Source organism: Microbacterium sp. SORGH_AS_0428 (assembly GCF_031453615.1).
In the GTDB taxonomy this organism is placed as follows: domain Bacteria; phylum Actinomycetota; class Actinomycetes; order Actinomycetales; family Microbacteriaceae; genus Microbacterium.
The window spans coordinates 2974572-2994000 of sequence record NZ_JAVIZT010000001.1 but is presented as its reverse complement, the minus strand read 5'-3'; the positions used below and the strand labels follow the sequence as shown (position 1 = coordinate 2994000).

Below are 19429 nucleotides of genomic sequence, written 5' to 3'. Positions count from 1 at the left end.
CCCCGCGCACGCTCCGCTGCGTCCCGCCTTCCGACGAGAGCGAGGAGCCTCCGCGTGAGTACGCGCCACAGATCCCGAATGCTGACCAGGGGCGGAGCTGTCTGGACCGCCCTCGCGCTCGCCGTCGCCGGCGCGGTCGTCCCGACCGCCGCCCAGGCCGCGACTCCCGCGCCGCTGCTGCACTACACCTTCGACAGCGCCGCGGGTACGACGATCCCGGACGCGAGCGGCAACGGGTTCGACGCCACCCTGCAGCAGAGCGGGGGCGCCGTCGCCGACGGGAGCCTGTCGCTGCCCGGAGGATCCCGCGGCACGGCCGCCTACCTCGACATCCCCACCACGGGTCTCGTCGGCAAGAAGGACCTGACGATCTCGACCTGGCTCTCCCCGCGCACGGGTGCCGGCAACACCGCGGCCGCCTTCATCGGCGCCCCGGTCGCTTCCGGCAACTCCTTCTCGTCGGGCTACTGGCTGCTCAACCCCGCCAACCCGAACGGCTACGTCAAGTCGGTCGTCACGAACGCGGTCTCCCCCGGCTCGCCGTGGACCACCGAGGTCGGCCCCGGGGCCACCAATGCGGCGACCTCTGGCATCCGCACCCCCGCCGGCCTCAGCCTGTACACGACGGTCATCGACGGCACGACGGGTCAGTTGCGCGTCTACGTGAACGGCGCGCGCATCTCACAGAACGCGATCGCCCGCGACGTCGCCGCCTTCGGCTCGAACCTCGTCGCGGCGCTCGGCCGTTCGACCTACAACGACGCGAGCTGGAGCGGCCTCGTCGATGACTTCGCGATCTACGGACAGGCGCTCAGCGACGCCGACGTGCTGGCTCTCTACAACGCCGAGGCCCTCGACCGCGCCGTCGCGGCCGTCTCGGTCCCTGCGACCGCGGACGCGGACTTCGCCGTCCCCACCTCGACCGCGGGCGTCGCCGTGAGCTGGGGATCGGACAACCCGGCCATCGCGGTCAACGCAGGCACCGCGACCGTCACCCGCCCCGCCGCGGGCTCGGGCGACGCCGACGTCACTCTGACCGCCACCTTCACCGTCGGCGGAGCGACCCGCATCCAGGCCTATCCCGTGAGGGTGCCGCAGCTGCTCTCCGACGCCGAACGCGTGGCAGCCGACCTGGCGTCGATCCAGATCGCGAACCTCGAGGACATCCGCACCAACTTCTCCGTGCCGGCCATCGGCGCACAGGGATCCACGATCACGTGGACGGTGGATGCGGCACACGCGGCCTCCGCTGCGCTGCGGGCGGGCGTGCGCGAGGACTCGCGCACAGTCGAGGTGACACGGCCCGCTGCCGGCTCCCCCGAGATCGTGGTCGGGCTGACCGCGGTGGCCACCCACGGCCAGGCGACCGCGAGCCGCACCTTCTCCGCCCGCATCCGGCCGCTGCCGGCGGGCGACGAGGAGACCGAGGCGTACTTCTGGACGTTCTTCACGGGTGAGGGTCAGGGCGCCGAGCGTGTGAGCATCGCCGCGTCCAAGGGCAACGACGCGCTCAGCTGGAACACCCTCAACGACGGCCAGCCCGTGTTCACCTCCACGGTCGGCACCGAGGGGCTGCGCGATCCTTTCATCATCCGCGCTCCCGAAGGCGACAAGTTCTACATGATCGCGACGGACCTGAAGATCGACGGCCTCGCGGGCGGATTCACGACCGCGCAGATCTCCGGCTCTCGCTACATCGAGGTCTGGGAGTCCGACGACCTGGTGAACTGGTCGGAGCAGCGTCACGTCAAGGTGTCGAGCGACTACGCCGGGAACACCTGGGCGCCCGAGGCCTACTGGGACGAGGAGCTGGACACGTTCGTCGTCTTCTGGGCGTCGAACCTCTACCCGACCACGAACGCCGCCGATCGCACCGCCGTCACCTATAACCGGATGATGTACGCGACGACCGATGACTTCGTCACCTTCTCCGAGCCGCAGATCTGGAGCGACGTGCGTCGGGGTGCGGGGCTCGGCCTCATCGACTCCACCGTCGCGAAGGTCGACGGCGTCTACCACCGCTTCACCAAGGACGAGGCGAGCATGACGATCCGCCACGAGAAGTCGACCGATCTGCTGGCGACGATCACGGGCACCCTGCCGGGTGCGACCGGGCCGGCGGACGAGTGGACGCTGGTGAAGGAGCGGGTCGCCAGCGGTCTGCCCAACGGCGAGCCCGGGGGAACGTTCACCAGCGGCGAAGGCGCCAACATCTTCCCCGCCAACCCGGGCGATGTGAACGGCCTGGACTGGTTCCTGTTCATCGACCAGCCCAACTACCACGGCGGGCCCAACCACTATGTGCCGTTCGGGACGACCAACCTGGAGGACGGGAACGCCTGGCAGCCGCTCGGCGCGAAACTGCGCCAGTCGCTCCCGCAGAACGCCGACGGCGGCAAGCCGCGCCACGGCACGGTCATCCCGATCACGCGCTCCGAGTACCAGCGCGTGCTCGAGGCCTACGCGACCGACATCGCGGTCGCCTCGGTCGACGAGATGGCGGTGACGACGCGCGTGGGCGTCGCCCCGGCCCTGCCGCAGGCGCACCTGACGAAGGCGGACGGCTCCCAACAGAGCGTCGACGTCACCTGGGATGCCGTCCCTCCCGCCGCCTACGCCACCGCGGGAGAGTTCACGGTCGCCGGCGTTGCACAGGACGACTCGCGCATGCCGGTGGAGGCCACCGTCACCGTCACCCCCGCGGTGTCCGTGCAGGCCACGACCAGCGCCCGGTGCCTGGCGGGCAAGGCCGTGCTCTCGGTCGTCCTCAGCAACACCGGTGACAGCTCCGCGGCGGCCACCATCACCACGGTGTACGGCGCGAAGACCGTCACGGTGGCGGCCGGCAAGAGCGCGTCGACCGCCTTCACGACGCGGCTCGGCGCGATGCCCGCGGGAACAACCACGGTCTCCGTGACCCAGGCGGGTGCGACCGCGAACCTCACCGCACCGTACGCGTCTCTCGCCTGCGGCTGAGTTCTCCCATCACGCCCCGTGGCGGGCCGGCGAGTCGATCGCCGGCCCGCCACGGGGCGCATTGCATCGGGCCCCGACACAGGGCAGAGTGGCGAACACCATGACACACGCGATCGTCTACTCCGAGCACGGCGGCCCCGACGTCCTCACCCTCACCGACATCGAGATACCCTCCCCGGAGGCGGGCCAGGTGGCCGTGCGCATCGAAGCGGCGGGCGTCAATCCGATCGACGCGAAGCTGCGAGCGGGCCTGCGCGGCCCCGTCCCGATGACGCATCCCCGCCGCATCGGCAGTGACGGCGCCGGCGTGGTGACGGCCGTCGGCGCCGGCGTCGAGGGGTTCCGCGTCGGCGACCCCGTCGTGATCTTCTCCGCCGGCGGCCTCTACTCCGAACGGGCGATCGTCAAGGTCGGCTCGATCCAGCCGCGACCGCCTCAGGTGGACGCCGCGACGGGCGCCGCCCTCGGCATCCCGGTCGGCACCGCCTACCAGTCGCTGCGCTCGCTCGACGTGCGCGACGGCGACACCCTCGTCGTCCACGCGGGTTCCGGCGCCGTCGGCCAGGCCGCCGTGCAGTTCGCCGTGCTCTGGGGCGCGACGGTCGTCGCCACCTCGTCCCCGTCCCGTTTCGACCGGCTCCGCGAGCTCGGCGCGATCCCGGTCGCCTACGGCGAAGGACTCGAGCAGCGCCTGCGCGAGGCGGCGCCGCAGGGCTACACCGCGGCCTTCGACGCGGCCGGAACGGACGAGGCCATCGCCGCCTCACTCGCCCTCGTCGAGGATCGTTCGCGCATCGCAACGATCGTGCGCGGGGCGGATGCGGCGGGATTCGGCATCCGTGCGTTCTCGGGCGGCTCCCCCGAACCGCTCACCGACCAGCAGCTCGCGTGGCGGGCCGAGGCGGTTCCGGTCGTGCTGGCGCTGCTGTCGACGGGACGCTTCTCGGTCGAGCTCGGCGAGCAGCTTCCGCTCGCAGACGCGCCGCAGGCGCACCGGCTCATCGAGGCGCACTCCCCCGGCAAGATCACGCTGGTGCCCTGACGTCCTCGCGTCCATGACGCCGCGTTTCGGCGCGATGGCCTCTGGCGTGCGCCGGTGTGAGACTCGCCGCATGGCAAAGCGCATCATCCTGAACGCCTTCGACATGACGTGCGTCAGTCACCAGTCCGCCGGCACCTGGCGCCACCCCGACAGCCGGGCCACGACCTACAAGGACCTCGAGTACTGGACCGAGCTCGCGAAGCTGCTCGAACGCGGCCGCTTCGACTCGCTGTTCATCGCGGACGTGCTGGGCACCTACGACGTGTACCGGGGCTCCGCGGCCACGGCCCTCGGCGATGCCGACCAGGTACCGGTGAACGATCCGTTCCTGCAGGTCCCGGCGATGGCGCTCGTCACCGAGCACCTCGGGTTCGGCGTCACAGCGGCGCTGACCTACGAGCAGCCGTATGCGCTCGCGCGCAAGTTCTCGACGCTCGACCACCTGACCAAGGGGCGCGTCGCCTGGAACGTCGTGACGAGCTACCTGAACAGCGCCGCGATCAACCTCGGCCTGAGCAAGCAGATCGCCCACGACGACCGGTACGAGATCGCGGAGGAGTTCGTCGACGTCACCTACAAGCTCTGGGAGGGCTCGTGGGACGAGGACGCGGTCGTCGCCGACCGCGAACGGGGCGTGTACACCGACGCCACGAAGGTGCATCCGATCGGTCACCAGGGCACCTACTACTCCGTGCCGGGCATCCACCTGAGCGAGCCGTCTCCGCAGCGCACCCCGGTGATCTTCCAGGCCGGCGCCTCCCCACGCGGACGCGCCTTCGCCGCCCGTCACGGCGAAGGTGTCTTCATCAGCCCCGCGAACCCCGCGCAGGCGCGCGAGATCGTCCGCGACATCCGCTCCCGCGCTGCGGCGGAGGGGCGCGACCCCGACGACGTGAAGACGTTCGCGCTGGTCACCGTCATCACTGCCGAGTCGGATGCGGCGGCTCGCGCCAAGTACGAGGACTATCTGTCCTACGCCTCTGGCGAGGGGATGCTCGCGTTCTACGGCGGCTGGACCGGTATCGACTTCGGACAGTGGGATCCCGACCAGCCGCTCGAAGAGGTCGAGAACGACAGCCTGCGCTCCGTGCTCTCCTCTCTCGCGAAGATCGACCCCGAACGCCGGTGGACCCCCGCCGACATCGTCGCGCAGCGCTCCATCGGCGGGATGGGGCCGGTCATCGTGGGCGGCCCCGAAACCGTCGCCGACGAGCTGGAGCGATGGGTCGATGAGGGCGAGATCGACGGCTTCAACTTCGCCTACGCGATCACGCCAGGCTCCTTCGAGGATCTGGTGGAGTTCATCGTGCCCGAACTCCAGCGCCGCGGACGGGCGCAGACCGAGTACGCGGGCTCGACGCTGCGCGAGTCGCTCTACGGCGCCGGCCACGCGCGGGTCGCCGACACGCATCCGGCGGCGCGCTACCGCGGAGCCTTCGCCGACGGCGCGAGCGCGGCGGACGGAACGCTGCCCTCACGCATCGCCGATCGGCTCGCCGTCCTCTGACAACGCATGACGAAGGGCCCCGCCGGTCGGCGGGGCCCTTCGTCGGCTGCGCCGCTCAGTTGCCGGAGCGCCGCTTGTTGTACACGTCGAAGGCGACGGCGAGAAGGAGCACGAGACCCTTCACCGCCTGCTGCCACTCGATGCCGATGCCCATGATCGACATGCCGTTGTTCAGCACGCCGATGATCAGACCACCGATGATCGCACCGCCGATGGTTCCGACGCCGCCCTGCACCGCCGCGCCGCCGATGAAGGCCGCCGAGATGGCCTCGAGCTCGAAGCCGTCACCGGCCTTGGGGCCGGCCAGGTTCAGGCGAGCGGTGAAGATGAGGCCGGCCAGCGCCGCCAGCAGCCCCATGTTGACGAACAGCCAGAAATCGACCCGACGCGTCTTGATGCCCGACAGCTCCGCCGCGTGGCGGTTGCCGCCGATCGCGTAGATGTGGCGACCGAAGACCGAGCGGTTCATGACGACGCCGTAGACGAGCACGAGAACGGCCAGCACGATGAGCGTGACCGGGATGCCCTTGTACGCCGCGAGCGAGTACGTGAAGAACGCGATCGCTGCGGCGATCAGCACGAGCTTGGCGACGAACCAGACGATCGGCTCGACGTCCTGCCCGTACTTGCGGCGTCCGGCGCGGGTGCGCCACTGCTGCACGACGAGGGCGATGATGCCGACCGCACCGATCAGCAGCGTGAACACATCCGGGTCGCCGCCGAAGATGCCGTCGAGGAAGCCGTTGCCGAGCGCGCGGTACTCGTCGGGGAAGGAGCCGATGTTCGCGTTGCCGAGAACCACGAGCGCGAGCCCGCGGAAGATGAGCATGCCCGCCAGGGTCACGATGAAGGCGGGGATGCCCACGAAGGCCACCCAGAAGCCCTGCCACGCACCCACCAGCGCGCCGATGGCGAGCGAGAGGATGATCGCGAGCCACCAGGGCAATCCCCACTGCACCGCGAAGACGCCCGAGACCGCGCCGATGAAGGCCGCCACGGATCCGACCGACAGGTCGATGTGTCCGGCGATGATGACCATCACCATGCCGATCGCGAGCACGAGGATGTAGCCGTTCTGCACGACCAGGTTCGAGATGTTCTGCGGACGCAGCAGGATGCCGTCGGTCAGGACGGCGAACAGCACCACGACCGCGAGCAGCGCGATGAAGATGCCGTTCTTGCCCAGGTCGGTGAGCACGTGCGTGATCCAGCGGGTGGCCTTGTTGTCGACCGGGTTGATCGTCGCCCCGGCAGCGGTGTCGTTGTTCGACATGTCGTTGTCTCCTGCGAGCCCCGTCAGCGGGGCTTCTCCATGGTCATGAGCTTGAGAACGGATTCGGGGCTCGCCTCTGCGATCGGCAGCTCTCCCGTGATGCGACCCTCGGACAGCGCGTAGACGCGGTCGGAGATGCCGAGCAGTTCGGGCAGCTCGGACGAGATGACGATGATGCCCTTGCCGGATGCGGCGAGCTTGTTGATGATCGTGTAGATCTCGTACTTCGCACCCACGTCGATGCCGCGGGTCGGCTCGTCGAGGATCAGGACGTCGGGATCCGAGTAGATCCACTTCGAGAGCACGACCTTCTGCTGGTTGCCGCCGGAGAGCTTCCCGGTCTTGACCAGCACGCTGGGCGCCTTGATGTTCATGTCGCGGCGGTACTCGTTCGCGACGCGGTACTCCTCGTTGTCGTTGACCAGGCCCGCCTTCTCGAGCTTCTTGAGAGAAGCCATGGAGACGTTGCGCTTGATGTCCTCGATGAGGTTCAGCCCGTACGTCTTGCGGTCCTCGGTCGCGTAGGCGAGTCCGTTGTCGATGGCCTCCGAGACGGTGCGCGTCTTGATCTCCTTGCCGCGCATGAACACCCGGCCGGAGATCCTCGTCCCATAGCTGTGGCCGAACAGGCTCATCGCGAACTCGGTGCGACCGGCGCCCATGAGGCCGGCGATCCCGACGATCTCCCCCGCCCGCACCGTGATCGACACGTCGTCGACGACGACGCGCGAGGTGTCGACGGGATGGTGGGCCGTCCAGTTCTCGACCCGCAGCAGCTCTTCGCCGATGTGGGGCTCGTGGTCCGGGTAACGGTGTTCGAGGTCGCGACCCACCATGTCCTTGATGATGCGGTCCTCGGTGACGTCGTTCTTGGCGATCGTCTCGATCGTCTTGCCGTCGCGGATGACGGTGACCGTGTCGGCGACCTTCTTGATCTCGTTGAGCTTGTGGCTGATGATGATCGAGGTGATCCCCTGACCCTTCAGGTGCAGGATCAGATCCAGGAGGTGGGCCGAATCCTCGTCGTTGAGCGCGGCGGTCGGCTCGTCGAGAATCAGCAGCTTGACCTCCTTCGAGAGCGCCTTGGCGATCTCGACGAGCTGCTGCTTCCCGACGCCGATCTGGTTGATCTTCGTCGTCGGGTTCTCCCGCAGGCCGACCCGGGCGAGGAGCTTGCCCGCCTCGAAGTTCGTCGCGTTCCAGTCGATGAGACCGAGCGGGCCGCGCTGCTCGTTGTTGAGGAAGATGTTCTCGGCGATCGACAGGTACGGGCTGAGCGCCAGCTCCTGGTGGATGATCACGATGCCCTTGGCCTCGCTGTCGCGGAGGTTGCGGAACGCGACCTCCTCGCCGTTGTAGACGATCTGTCCGTCGTACGTGCCGTGGGGGTACACACCCGACAGCACCTTCATGAGCGTCGACTTACCGGCGCCGTTCTCACCGCAGATGGCGTGCACCTCGCCGCGCTGGACGGCGAGATTCACGTTCGAGAGCGCCTTGACTCCCGGGAATGTCTTGGTGATCCCACGCATCTCGAGGATGTTCTGGGACATCGTTGCTCCTCTTTCCTGTCGCCGACGGGAGTGTGCCGGGCGGCACGGGGCCGCCCGGCACGGATCCTCGGTTATCAGCCGTTGATCTCGTCTTCGGTCCAGTAGCCGCTGTCGACCAGGACCTCCTTGATGTTGTCCTTGACCACGATCTGCGATTCGAGCAGGTAGGACGGGACGACCTTCTTGCCGTTGTCGTAGTCCTCGGTGTTGTTCACCTCGGGCTCCTCGCCCTTGAGCAGAGCGGAGGCCATCTTGACGGCGACCTCGGCGAGCTTGCGGGTGTCCTTGAAGATGGTCGCGTACTGCTCACCGGCGACGATGGCCTTCACGGAGTCGATCTCGGCGTCCTGACCCGAGATGATCGGCCACTCGGCACCGACCGAGTAGCCGGCGTCGGTGAGAGCCGAGATGATGCCGCGCGAGATGCCGTCGTAGGGCGACAGCACCGCGTTGACCTTCGAGCCGTCGGAGTACGTCGAGGTGAGGATGTTCTCCATGCGCTTCTGCGCCGTCTCGCCGTCCCAGCGCAGCGTCGCCGCCTGCTGGAAGTCGGTCTGACCGCTCTTGACGACCAGGACCTTCTTGTCGATGTAGGGCTGAAGCGTGTCGATCGCACCGTTCCAGAAGAACGTGGCGTTGTTGTCGTCGGGCGAACCGGCGAACAGCTCGATGTTGAACGGGCCCGCCGGAGCCGACGCCGCGGCCTTGCCGTCGAGGTCGGTGAGACCCAGACCGTTGAGCAGCGAGTTGGCCTGCTGCACGCCGACCTTGTAGTTGTCGAACGACGCGTAGTAGTTGACGTTCTCGCTGTCGCGGATGAGGCGGTCGTAGGCGATGACGGGGATGTCGCCGTCGGCGGCCTCCTGCAGGACGCTGGTGAGCGTCGTGCCGTCGATCGAGGCGATGATCAGGGCCTTGGCGCCCTTGGTGATCATGTTCTCGATCTGCGAGACCTGCGTGGGGATGTCGTCCTCTGCGTACTGCAGGTCGACCGTGTAGCCCTGGTCCTCGAGCTGCTTCTTGACGGCGTTGCCGTCCTGAATCCAGCGCTCGGAGCTCTTGGTGGGCATGGCGACCCCGATGAGTCCGCCGTCTCCGCCGCTGTCCCCGCCGCTGCCGCCCGCGCTGCTGCCGCAGCCCGAGAGCATGAGCGCGCCGGCGGCAACGGTTGCCGCGGCGAACAGGAACTTGGTGCTCTTCACAGTGTGTCCTTTCGTAAGACGTCTCTGTCTGCTGTGTTCAGTTGTACGTAGGGGGAAGTCTTCAGGCAGCCGAACGAGGAGTCGGATGCGGGTCGCCGTGCTGTCCGTACACGTGCTGGTAGCGCTCGTAGAGGCGATCGATCACCTGTTCCGGCAGCGGCGTGAGCGAACCGCGCTGGGCGGCGATGTGCACAGTGCGCGCGACGTCCTCGAGCATGACTGCGGCCTTGACCGCGTCGCGCGCCGTGGCGCCGATCGTGAACGGGCCGTGCCCGGCCATCAGCACCGCCGGCGAGCGGTGATCGGTGAGCGTGTCGACGATGCCCCGACCGATCGAGTCGTCGCCGATGATCGCGAACGGCCCGACCGGGATCGGGCCGCCGAACTCGTCGGCCATCGCGGTGATGACGCAGGGGATCTCTTCGCCGCGCGCGGCCCAGGCCGTCGCATAGTCGGAGTGCGTGTGCACGATGCCGCCGACGGCGGGCATGTTCCGATAGACGTATGCGTGCGCCGCCGTGTCGCTGGAAGGCTGGCGGTCGCTGCCGGGGGTGTCCTCGACCACCCTGCCGTCGAGGTCGCAGAGGATCATGTTCTCGGGCGCCAGGTCGTCGTAGGAGACCCCCGACGGCTTGATCACGAACAGATCCGCACCCGGCACGCGCTCCGAGATGTTGCCGCCGGTCCACACGACCAACCCGTAGCGCACGAGCTCGCCGTGAAGGGCTGCGACCTCGGCGCGCACGCGAGCGATCACGACTTCGGTCTTCACCCCCGTGGCGTAACCCTCGCCTCGAGCGGCATCGATTGCGGACACGCGTCGACTCCTTCGTCTTTCGAAACCCCGTTGTGACGATCGATGTGACCGTTCACATTGCTGCGCAAGTGTAACGCCACGGATCGGCTTCCTGTCAACCCGCTGAGAGATCTCGGGTTGATAACGCCCGTCAGATCGGGCTGACCGGCCCCGAGGACCCCCGGACGATGAGCTCCGGAACGATGGGGGCGACGACCGCATCCGAGCCGTCCGCCGGGCCGAGCAGGATGTCGACGCAGCGCCGGCCGAGGTCGGCGAAGTCCTGGCGGACGGTGGTCAGCGGCGGCCAGAAGTGCGCGGATTCTGGGATGTCGTCGAAGCCCACCACGCTGATGTCCCTCGGGACGTCGAGACCCTCATCCCGGATCGCGTGCAGCAGCCCCAGGGCCATCTGGTCGTTGGAGGCGAACACCGCGGTGAAGTCGCGCACGCGCAGCAGCTCCCGGCCCGCGTAGTAGCCGAACTCCGCCGTCCAGTCCCCCAGGATGGGGGCGGTGGTGGGCACGTCGTTCGCGCTCATCTCCTCGAGGAAGCCCCGCATTCGCGCCTCCGCCTCGATCCAGTCCTGCGGGCCGGCGAGATGATAGATCCAGCGATGGCCGAGCTGGATCAGATGGCGCGTGGCGAGGCGGGCGCCCGCGATCTGGTCGACGGACAGCGCATGCTGCGGGTCGAGCTCGGTGGACTGCAGCGTGACGTACGGCACGTCGAGCTGCTGCTCGGCGAGCGCGCGGAAGACGCGGACCTGCGGCGCGATGACGACCAGCCCTTCGACGGACTGCGCCATCAGGTGCGCGATGCCGTCGGGGATCGAATCGGGGTCATGGGGCGAGATGTTCGCGGTGCTCACCCAGTAGCCGCGCTCGCGGGCGGCGGATTCGATGGCCGCGATGCTGGAGGCAGGCCCGTACTGCGTGCTGGAGGCCGACAGGATCCCGATGGTCTGCGAACGGCTGGTCACCAGTGCGCGCGCGGCGCGATTCGGACGGTACTGCACCTGCGCCATGACGGCGAGCACCCGCTCACGCGTCTCCGGCCGGATGCTCGGATGGTTGTTGATCACCCGGGAGACGGTCTGATGTGAGACCTCCGCCAAGCGCGCCACATCGCGGATACTGGGCCGTCGCCCCGTCGCATCGTCGCTCATTGGATCTCCCGGGCCGTGCGCACGGTCACACGCCCGTTGCCATTATGCACGCCACGCCCGTCGCCACCTCCTTCCTCCGGCCGTGTGACAGTCACATCGGCCGCATCCGACAACTCACCGGCGCGGGCCGAGGCGCACGGTCTACTGTGGATGCATGGCGGATTTCCTCGGACGTCTCCCCCTGAGCAACAGGGAGCGCCGAGACGAGTCCGCCGTGACGGGCGACCGACGCGCGGCCATCGGCGATGCACTGGATGAGGCGGCACGTCTGATCGCCGAAGCCGCGTCCGACGATGCGGAGCACTGCGCCCGGGCGCGCCGGTTCCTCGAGGAAGCCGGCCTGGGCACAGGGGCGGCGGGGGGAAACCCCGACGAGCTCCGGGCTCTCGCGGCCGCCGTCCGCCAGGGGCGCAAGCGCAGCATCCGCATGCTGACACGCGTGGTCCGGGCGCTTCTGGTGCTCGGCGATGCGCTCGCCGTCACCCCGCGTGTCGATGCCGGGGTGTCGGGTGCCGTCGCGCTGTACGCCGCGACGACCGCCCCGTTCGATCGACGCGCCGCGCTGCGCGGCCACACCGTGCGCGCGAGCGACGAGGAGTGGGAGTTCGGGCGCGGCCCCGTGATCACGGACACCGGGCGCGCCATCCTGCGGTTCGTGCTGGCGCTGGACGACACGGCGCCGCGCCCTCTCAGCTCCCGGTGATGAGGTCCCGGTAGAAACCGATCCCTCGCAGCCACACCTCGACGCGGATGCGTTCGTTGTGCGCGTGCAGCGCCTCGCGCTCGGCGCGGGTGAGATGGAAAGGCGTGAAGCGGTAGACGTTGTCACAGATGCCCGTGAACCAGCGGCTGTCGCTCGCGCCGAGCTGGATGTAGGGCGTCGCCACGATCTCGCCGCCCAGCGACGAGCCGATCGCGCGTGCGATGCGACGCCACGGCTCTCCGCGCCACGGTGAGATGGGCGAGGGATCGCTCGCCGCGCGCACCTCGATCTTGATCGTCTCGTCGGCGACGACGCGGCGGATCCGCGCGACGGCGGAGACGGTCGTGTCTCCGGTGAGCAGGCGCACGTTGATCGCCGCCCGCGCTGTCGCAGCCAGCACGTTCTCCCCCGGTGCACCCTCGAGTTCGGTCGCCACGGCGGTCGTGCGCACCAGCGCGTTCGTCTCGGGGCCCAACCGGGCCAGCACACCCGCGACCAGCGGCCCCGTGAATGCGAGGGAACGCAGGGCTGCACCCAGCGGCTTCGGCGCGTGCGGTGCGAGCGTGCGGAGCATCGCGCGCACCGGCGGGACGAGCCGCACCGGGAACGGATGGCGGGCCAACCGGTCGACGGCACGGGCCAGCCGCGCCGTCGCCGGACGCGCCGGCGGCGTGGATGCGTGGCCGCCCTGCTCGCGCGCCGTGAGCCACACCGTCATCGTGCCGCGCTCGGCGACGCCGATCATCGCCGTCGGACGCGCGATGCCCGGAAGCACCCCGTCGACGACGGCGCCGCCCTCATCGACCACGAGAGCAGGCCGCACACCGCGAGCGCGCAGCGTCTCCGCGATCGCGCGCGCACCGTCGCCGGCCGTCTCCTCGTTGTGTCCGAAGGCGAGGTACACGTCGTTCTCGGGCACGACGTCGCGCGCCAGCAGTTCTTCGACGGCCTCCAGGATGGCAACGAGCGCGCCCTTGTCGTCGATCGCTCCCCGCGCATAGACGGCCTGCTCGGCGCCCTCCCCGATGAGCTCGGCGCCGAACGGATCGCGATCCCAGTCCTCCTCGACCACGGGGACGACATCCTGGTGCGCCATGAGCACGAGCGGTCGCTCGGACGTGCGTCCCGGCCATCGGTAGAGGAGCGCGTGACCGACGACGAGCTCCCGCTCCAGCCGGGCGTGCACGAGGGGATACAGGCGCTCGAGTGCGGCGTGGAACTCATCGAACGCCGCCGCATCCACGCGCGACTCGTCCGCGTACGAGACCGTTGCGATCCTGAGGAGCTCGCGCAGTCTGTCCAGTGCCGTCGCCACGTCCCGAGCCTAGTGCGGCACCCCTTGGGTACGGTGGTCGCATGACCACTGTCTCGAGTTCTGGCCTGCGCTGGGGCATCCTTGCAACGGGCAACATCGCCCACACTTTCACGAGCGACCTGCGCACCGCGGGCCTCGACGTGCGCGCAGTCGGTTCGCGTTCGCTCGAGAACGCGCAACGCTTCGCGGCGCAGTTCGACATCCCGCGCGCGCACGGCGACTACGCGTCGCTGCTCGCCGACGACGACGTCGACATCGTCTACATCGCGACCCCGCATCCGGCCCACGCCGAGAACGCGCTCGAAGCCCTCGCCGCCGGCAAGCACGTGCTCGTCGAGAAGCCGTTCACACTCACCGGCGACGAGGCCGAGCGCGTGCGACTCGCCGCGGAGAAGGCGGGACTTCTGGCCATGGAGGCGATGTGGACCCGATACCTGCCGCATATGCTGCGCATCCAGGAGATCCTCGCCGACGGCGCGCTGGGAGAGGTGCGCGCCGTGACCGCGGATCACGTCCAGTCGTTGTCGGCTGATCCGTCGCATCGGCTCAACGCGCTCGAGCTGGGCGGGGGCGCGCTGCTCGATCTCGGCATCTACCCGCTGTCGTTCGCCTGGGACGTTCTGGGCGCACCGGTCTCGCTCACCGCGAGCGGGCGGCTCGGCGAGACGGGCGCCGACATCGATGTCGCGACCCTCGCCACGTACGCGAGCGGTGCGCTGGCCACGACGGTGTCCTCCTCCCGCGGGGTCGGACCCAACCGAGCGGCCATCATCGGCAGCGATGCGCGGATCGAGATCGATCCCACCTGGTACAACGCGACCGGTTTCACCCTGACGAACGGCGCGCGCGACGTGCTCGAGACCTTCCGGTGCCCCGATGCCGGTCGCGGCATGCAGTATCAGGCGCTCGCGGCCGAGCGGATCATCGCGGAGGGCCGCAGGGACAGCGATCGCCTCCCCCTCGCGGAGACGGTCGCGATCATGCGACAGCTCGACGACATCCGTGCGCAGATCGGCGTGCGCTACCCGAGTGAGCGCTGAGATGGCGGATCTGTCGACGAGCCGCGTGGCCGTCTACCTGGACTTCGACAACATCGTCATGAGCTGGTACGACCGCGTGCACGGGCGCAACGCCTATTCGCGCGACCGGTCACGCATCGCCGAGCAGCCGCACGACCCGGAGATCACCGAGAAGCTGGCGCGCGCGACGGTGGACGTGGGCGCGATCATCGACTACGCGGCATCCTTCGGCACGCTCGTGCTGACGCGCGCCTACGCCGACTGGTCGTCGCCGGTCAACGCCGAGTACCGGTCGCAGCTGGTGGCACGGGCGGTCGATCTCGTGCAGCTCTTCCCCGCCGCCGCCTATGCCAAGAACGGCGCCGACATCCGCCTGGCGGTCGACACCGTGGAGGACATGTTCCGGCTGCCGGATCTGACGCACGTCGTGATCGTCGCGGGCGACTCCGACTACGTCCCCCTCGCGCAGCGGTGCAAGCGTCTCGGGCGTTTCGTCGTGGGCGTCGGCGTGGCCGGCTCCACCGCCAAGTCGCTCGCGGCCGCGTGCGACCGCTTCGACGCCTACGACTCGCTGCCGGGTGTGCAGGTACCCGAACCCTCGAAGAAGGATGCTGCCGCGAACGCGCCGCGCTCGCGCAAGCGATCCGTGGATCCCGCGGCCGATCTGCTCGAGCGCGCGCTGCGCCTGGAGAACGACAAGGATCCCTCGCAGTGGCAGCACGCGTCCGCCGTGAAGAGCCTGATCACCCGCCTCGACTCCTCGTTCAGCGAGAAGGCACTGGGACACCGTAGCTTCACCGAGTTCGTCGCAGCTCACCCCAACATCGCCGAGATGGACGAGACCGACAACATCGTGCGGATGCGGCTGGTCGAAGCCAAGCGCTGACCGGCCGCATCCGGCTCGCACTCAGTCGCGCGGGGAGCGCGTGCTCCACAGCGCCCAGGCGACGAGCGCCGGCTGGAAGAAGAGCCGGGCCAGTCGCTTGACGTCGGTGTCGAGACCGAACCCGTCGCGGCGATGCGTGAACTGGGCCCAGTTTCCCGGAAGCACCGCGACGAAGAACGCCGCCAGCAGGGCGCCCGTCCGCCGACGCTGTGACGGCAGCGCCACCAGCGCGGTACCGAGGGCGATCTCCACGGCGCCCGATGCGAGCACGACCGCATCCTCGTCGAGGGGCGTGGCCTCCACGACCCAGTCGGGCACCTGCGCGCGGAACTCCTTACGCGCCCAGAACAGGTGGCTGATACCGGCGAACACCATGGCGGCGCCCAGCGCCCAGCGAGCGAAAGTCCTCATGCTCTGATTCCACCTCGCTTCGAGGCGCCTGTCGAGCCCCCGCCGGTCGGCACGGCTTCGTGATGGCGCACCGCGCTCATGATGCGTCCGCGTCGATCAGCGTCGCCGCACTCCGGATGACATCGAGATAGTGCCCCCGGTCGTCACGTTCGACGATCACTCGGAGAACGACCTCGTCGACGGCTGCGCGGTACGCGCTCACGCGCGCCGTGTCGTGGAGGGAGGTGATCACCGTGTCGCGAGCGCTGAAGCCGAGGCGGGCGAAGTTCGCGGCGTATGCGGGGTATCCGGCATACGTGTCCGCCTCGGCGAGCAGTCGCGGCAGCGCCGCCGCATCGAATGCCGTTCTCACGTAGAGGATGGTGCGGCTGTCCGGCTCGCGCTGCGCGGCCGCGGCGTCGGGGGTCAACCAGTTCAGCAGCTGGCCGTCGGCGACCGATGTCGCGAGCCGCCGCATCCGCGGGCCGAGGGCGCCCACCACGACCTGTGCTCCGGGTACGCCCGCGCGCAGCGCCTCGATCCCCCGTTCCACGAGCGCCAGCTGATGCGTACGCGCGGAGCCCGAGCCGATGCCCACGGTGAGCCTGTCGGTCGGAACCTCCGCCGCCTGCAGCGCGGAGACGAGCGAGTCCGGCTCGCGCCGGTCCAGCGGCACGACCCCCGTCGCCAGCCCGATCCGATGGGTGCGCTTCGCCGCGGCGGCGAGCGCCGCCACCGCGTCGCCGGTCGGAGTGTCGTTCACCCAGAGCGTGGCGAAGCCGGCCTCCTCCGCGGCGGGGGCGAGCGCGGCGATGAGATCGGGACCGAGGGCCCCCGCCAGTCCGAGGGAGAGCCGAGCACGAAGCACCATCCCTCCAGACTGCCCGGCGCATACGACGACCGCCACCCCTTGCGCGCGGCACGGGGTGGCGGTCGGTTCGGATCAGACGGCGACGGCGCTGCGGGTCACGGCCGCAGCGACCGGCCGACCCTCGACGACGTCGACGCGCACGGCGCCCTGGTCGCTCAGTTCGCCGGAGACGAGCAGGTCGGCGATGCGGTCGTCGATCTCCCGCTGGATGAGGCGGCGCAGCGGGCGCGCTCCGTACTCGGGCTCGTAGCCGTGCTCGGCCAGCCAGTCCACGACGGCCTCGGTCGCCTCGAACGAGATCTCGCGCCGCGCCAGCCGGGATGCGCTCTGCTCCAGCAGGAGGGACACGATGCTGCGAAGCTGCGCCTTCTCGAGCTTGCGGAACAGCACGATCTCGTCGATGCGGTTCAAGAACTCGGGGCGCATCGCTTCGCGGAGCTTTCCCATGACGCGGGCGCGCAGCTCCCCCTCATCACCGAAGCCCGTGGCCCCGCCACCGTCGGCGATGAACCCGATCGCGCCGGAGCGCGATGCGAGAAACTCGCTGCCGATGTTCGAGGTCATGATGACGACGGTGTTGCGGAAGTCGACCGTGCGTCCCTGTCCGTCGGTCAGCCGGCCGTCGTCGAGCACCTGGAGCAGCAGGTTGAACACATCGGGGTGCGCCTTCTCGATCTCGTCGAACAACACCACCGAGTACGGTGCGCGCCGCACCCGCTCGGTCAGCTGCCCGGCCTCGTCGTATCCCACGTAGCCGGGAGGGGCGCCTACGAGACGGGAGACCGTGTGACGCTCGCCGAACTCGCTCATGTCGAAGCGGATGACGGCGTTCTCGTCCTCGAAGAGAGAGGCGGCGAGAGACTTCGCCAGCTCCGTCTTGCCCACGCCCGTGGGTCCGAGGAAGAGGAACGATCCCACCGGCCGACGACTGTCGCCCATACCGGTCCGGTTGCGCCGGACGGCCGTCGCGACCGCGGTGACCGCCGCATCCTGACCGATCACCCGGGCGTGAAGCTCGGACTCGAGCCCCGCCAGGCGTCCGCGCTCGCTCTCCGTCAGGCGCGACACCGGGATGCCCGTGCTGCGGCTGATGACGGCGGCGATGTGCTCGGCGTCCACGACCTGCTCCCCGCGCACCGCGTCGCGACGGGTCGCCTCGTCGATGCGGCGCTGCACATCGGCGATCTCGTCACGCAGGCGCATCGCGTCCTCGTAGCGCTCGGCTGCCACCGCCGCGTTCTTGTCCGCCTCGAGGGTGGCCAGCTGCGCCATCAGCTCGGACACGTCGACCGCGACTCCCAGGCGCAGCCGGAGCCGCGCTCCGGCCTGGTCGATGAGGTCGATCGCCTTGTCCGGCAGGACGCGATCGCTCAGGTAGCGGTCGCTGAGCTCGACGGCGGCACGCAGCGCGTCGTCGGTGTAGGTGATGGCGTGGTGCTGTTCGTAGGCGGGGCGGAGGCCGTGCAGGATCCGCACCGCATCCTCGACGGAAGGCTCGCCGACCTTCACCGGCTGGAACCGGCGCTCCAGCGCGGGATCCTTCTCGATGGTGCGGTACTCGGCGAGGGTGGTCGCACCCACCAGGTGCAGATCGCCTCGGGCGAGGCGGGGCTTGAGGATGTTGCCGGCGTCCATGGCGCCGTCGCTGCCGGCCCCCGCGCCGACCACCGTGTGCACCTCGTCGATGAAGACGATCAGTTCGCCCTTGCGCTGGGCGATCTCACCCATCGTCGCCGTCAGGCGCTCCTCGAAGTCGCCGCGGTAACGGGCGCCCGCGAGCATCGCCGGAAGATCCAACGAGACGACGCGGCTGCCGCGCAGCTGCTCGGGCACCTCGCCCGAGACGATCGCCTGGGCGAGTCCCTCGACGATCGCGGTCTTTCCGACGCCGGCCTCTCCGATGAGCACGGGGTTGTTCTTGGTACGACGGCTCAGGATCTCGATGGTCTGCTCGATCTCGTCCGCCCGGCCGATCACCGGGTCCAGCTCCCCCGCCTCGGCGAGGGAGGTGAGGTCGCGCCCGTAGCGCTCCAGCATGGTCGCGGGCTCGGATGCACTCGCCTGCTCCGGTGCGCGCTCACCACCTGTGACGGTCTCGCGCACGCTCTGCGTCAGCGCCTCCGCCGTCACTCCGGCGCGCGCGAGGATCTGGCCCGCGGGCGTGTCCTGAGCGAGGACGAGCGCGAAGAAGAGGTGCTCGGGGTCGATGTAGGTCGAGCCGGAGGAACGCGCGACCTGGAACGCGTGGAAGAGAGCGCGCTGCACGGACGTCGTGACGACCGCACTGTCGACGTCGGCGACATCTGCGCTGGCCGGCAGACGCTGCTCGGACTCGCGCACGATGCTCTCGGGGTCGACGCCCAGTCGGGCGATCGCATCACGCACCTGGTCGACACGCACGATCTCGCGCAGCACATGCAACGCGTCGAGCTCGTGCTGACCGCGCGCAAGGGCGAACCGCCCGGCATCCTGCAGGGTCTCCTGCGTCCGTGCGCTGAGATAGCGCGACAGATCGATCGACCGCGCCGCGCGTCCGCGCTCACCCGCGAGGTAGCGGGAGAGGAAGTCGTCGAAGGCGTCGCGGCCCTCGTCGGGGGTGAAATCTTCAGGCATCTGTTCTCCTGATCGGGTTCGGGGTGTCGCTCTGCAAAACGGAGTTGAGCGACGACACATCAAGTTCAACACCTGGAGGATGACGTTATTCCCACTACGCTCGTCCCAGCGCGGC

Annotated in this window: 15 protein-coding genes; 6 read left to right on the top strand and 9 right to left on the bottom strand. The window is 69.3% G+C overall.

Annotated features, from left to right (window positions below):
• The first annotated feature begins 78 nt into the window (after positions 1-78).
• From QE374_RS14610 to QE374_RS14600, 3 genes are all read left to right on the top strand, one after another.
• Positions 79-2976: an immunoglobulin-like domain-containing protein gene (locus QE374_RS14610; RefSeq protein ID WP_309736035.1), complete on the top strand. Its 2898-nt coding sequence runs from the start codon at positions 79-81 to the stop codon at positions 2974-2976.
• Between the two features lie 100 nt (positions 2977-3076).
• Positions 3077-4018, top strand: a complete 942-nt coding sequence (locus QE374_RS14605) for an NADP-dependent oxidoreductase (RefSeq protein ID WP_309736034.1) — start codon at positions 3077-3079, stop codon at positions 4016-4018.
• Positions 4019-4088: 70 nt separating this feature from the next.
• The gene (locus QE374_RS14600) at positions 4089-5525 is read left to right on the top strand and encodes an LLM class flavin-dependent oxidoreductase (RefSeq protein ID WP_309736032.1); all 1437 of its coding nucleotides are present in this window, start codon (positions 4089-4091) and stop codon (positions 5523-5525) included.
• A gap of 55 nt (positions 5526-5580) precedes the next feature.
• Here the strand turns inward: QE374_RS14600 and mmsB are convergent, their stop codons facing one another.
• From mmsB to QE374_RS14575, 5 genes are all read right to left on the bottom strand, one after another.
• Entirely contained in the window at positions 5581-6798 is a 1218-nt protein-coding gene (gene mmsB / locus QE374_RS14595; protein ID WP_234074956.1) for a multiple monosaccharide ABC transporter permease, read from the bottom strand.
• A gap of 23 nt (positions 6799-6821) precedes the next feature.
• Positions 6822-8351, bottom strand: a complete 1530-nt coding sequence (gene mmsA, locus QE374_RS14590) for a multiple monosaccharide ABC transporter ATP-binding protein (RefSeq protein WP_137417569.1) — start codon at positions 8349-8351, stop codon at positions 6822-6824.
• A gap of 74 nt (positions 8352-8425) precedes the next feature.
• The gene (chvE, locus tag QE374_RS14585) at positions 8426-9553 is read right to left on the bottom strand and encodes a multiple monosaccharide ABC transporter substrate-binding protein (protein ID WP_396653338.1); all 1128 of its coding nucleotides are present in this window, start codon (positions 9551-9553) and stop codon (positions 8426-8428) included.
• Positions 9554-9614: 61 nt separating this feature from the next.
• The gene (locus QE374_RS14580) at positions 9615-10361 is read right to left on the bottom strand and encodes an L-ribulose-5-phosphate 4-epimerase (protein WP_396653355.1); all 747 of its coding nucleotides are present in this window, start codon (positions 10359-10361) and stop codon (positions 9615-9617) included.
• Between the two features lie 139 nt (positions 10362-10500).
• Positions 10501-11517 carry a LacI family DNA-binding transcriptional regulator gene (locus QE374_RS14575; RefSeq protein WP_309736028.1) on the bottom strand — a complete coding sequence of 339 codons (1017 nt, stop codon included), beginning with the start codon at positions 11515-11517 and terminating at the stop codon, positions 10501-10503.
• A 154-nt stretch (positions 11518-11671) separates the two neighbouring features.
• Here QE374_RS14575 and QE374_RS14570 point away from each other — a divergent pair, with 154 nt between their 5' ends.
• Positions 11672-12220 carry a hypothetical protein gene (locus QE374_RS14570; protein WP_309736026.1) on the top strand — a complete coding sequence of 183 codons (549 nt, stop codon included), beginning with the start codon at positions 11672-11674 and terminating at the stop codon, positions 12218-12220.
• On the opposite strand, the gene QE374_RS14565 is transcribed toward QE374_RS14570, so the two are convergent.
• A complete protein-coding gene (locus tag QE374_RS14565) occupies positions 12207-13535 on the bottom strand; it encodes a M20/M25/M40 family metallo-hydrolase (RefSeq protein WP_309736024.1) in 1329 nt (442 codons plus the stop codon). The genes QE374_RS14570 and QE374_RS14565 overlap by 14 nt on opposite strands.
• A 41-nt stretch (positions 13536-13576) precedes the next feature.
• Here QE374_RS14565 and QE374_RS14560 point away from each other — a divergent pair, with 41 nt between their 5' ends.
• Complete coding sequence (locus QE374_RS14560; RefSeq protein ID WP_309736022.1) at positions 13577-14575, top strand: Gfo/Idh/MocA family oxidoreductase; 999 nt, start codon at positions 13577-13579, stop codon at positions 14573-14575.
• 1 nt (position 14576) lies between these two features.
• Positions 14577-15440 (top strand): NYN domain-containing protein, encoded by an 864-nt coding sequence (locus QE374_RS14555; RefSeq protein ID WP_309736020.1) that lies wholly within the window; start codon positions 14577-14579, stop codon positions 15438-15440.
• Positions 15441-15461: 21 nt separating this feature from the next.
• Here the strand turns inward: QE374_RS14555 and QE374_RS14550 are convergent, their stop codons facing one another.
• The 3 genes from QE374_RS14550 to QE374_RS14540 all read right to left on the bottom strand — a co-directional run bounded on the left by QE374_RS14550 (position 15462) and on the right by QE374_RS14540 (position 19314).
• Positions 15462-15851, bottom strand: coding sequence for a hypothetical protein (locus tag QE374_RS14550; protein ID WP_309736018.1), 390 nt, complete (start codon positions 15849-15851; stop codon positions 15462-15464).
• 76 nt (positions 15852-15927) lie between these two features.
• Complete coding sequence (locus QE374_RS14545) at positions 15928-16701, bottom strand: LLM class flavin-dependent oxidoreductase (RefSeq protein ID WP_309736015.1); 774 nt, start codon at positions 16699-16701, stop codon at positions 15928-15930.
• Positions 16702-16773: 72 nt separating this feature from the next.
• Positions 16774-19314 (bottom strand): ATP-dependent Clp protease ATP-binding subunit, encoded by a 2541-nt coding sequence (locus QE374_RS14540; protein ID WP_309736013.1) that lies wholly within the window; start codon positions 19312-19314, stop codon positions 16774-16776.
• Positions 19315-19429: the final 115 nt, after the last annotated feature.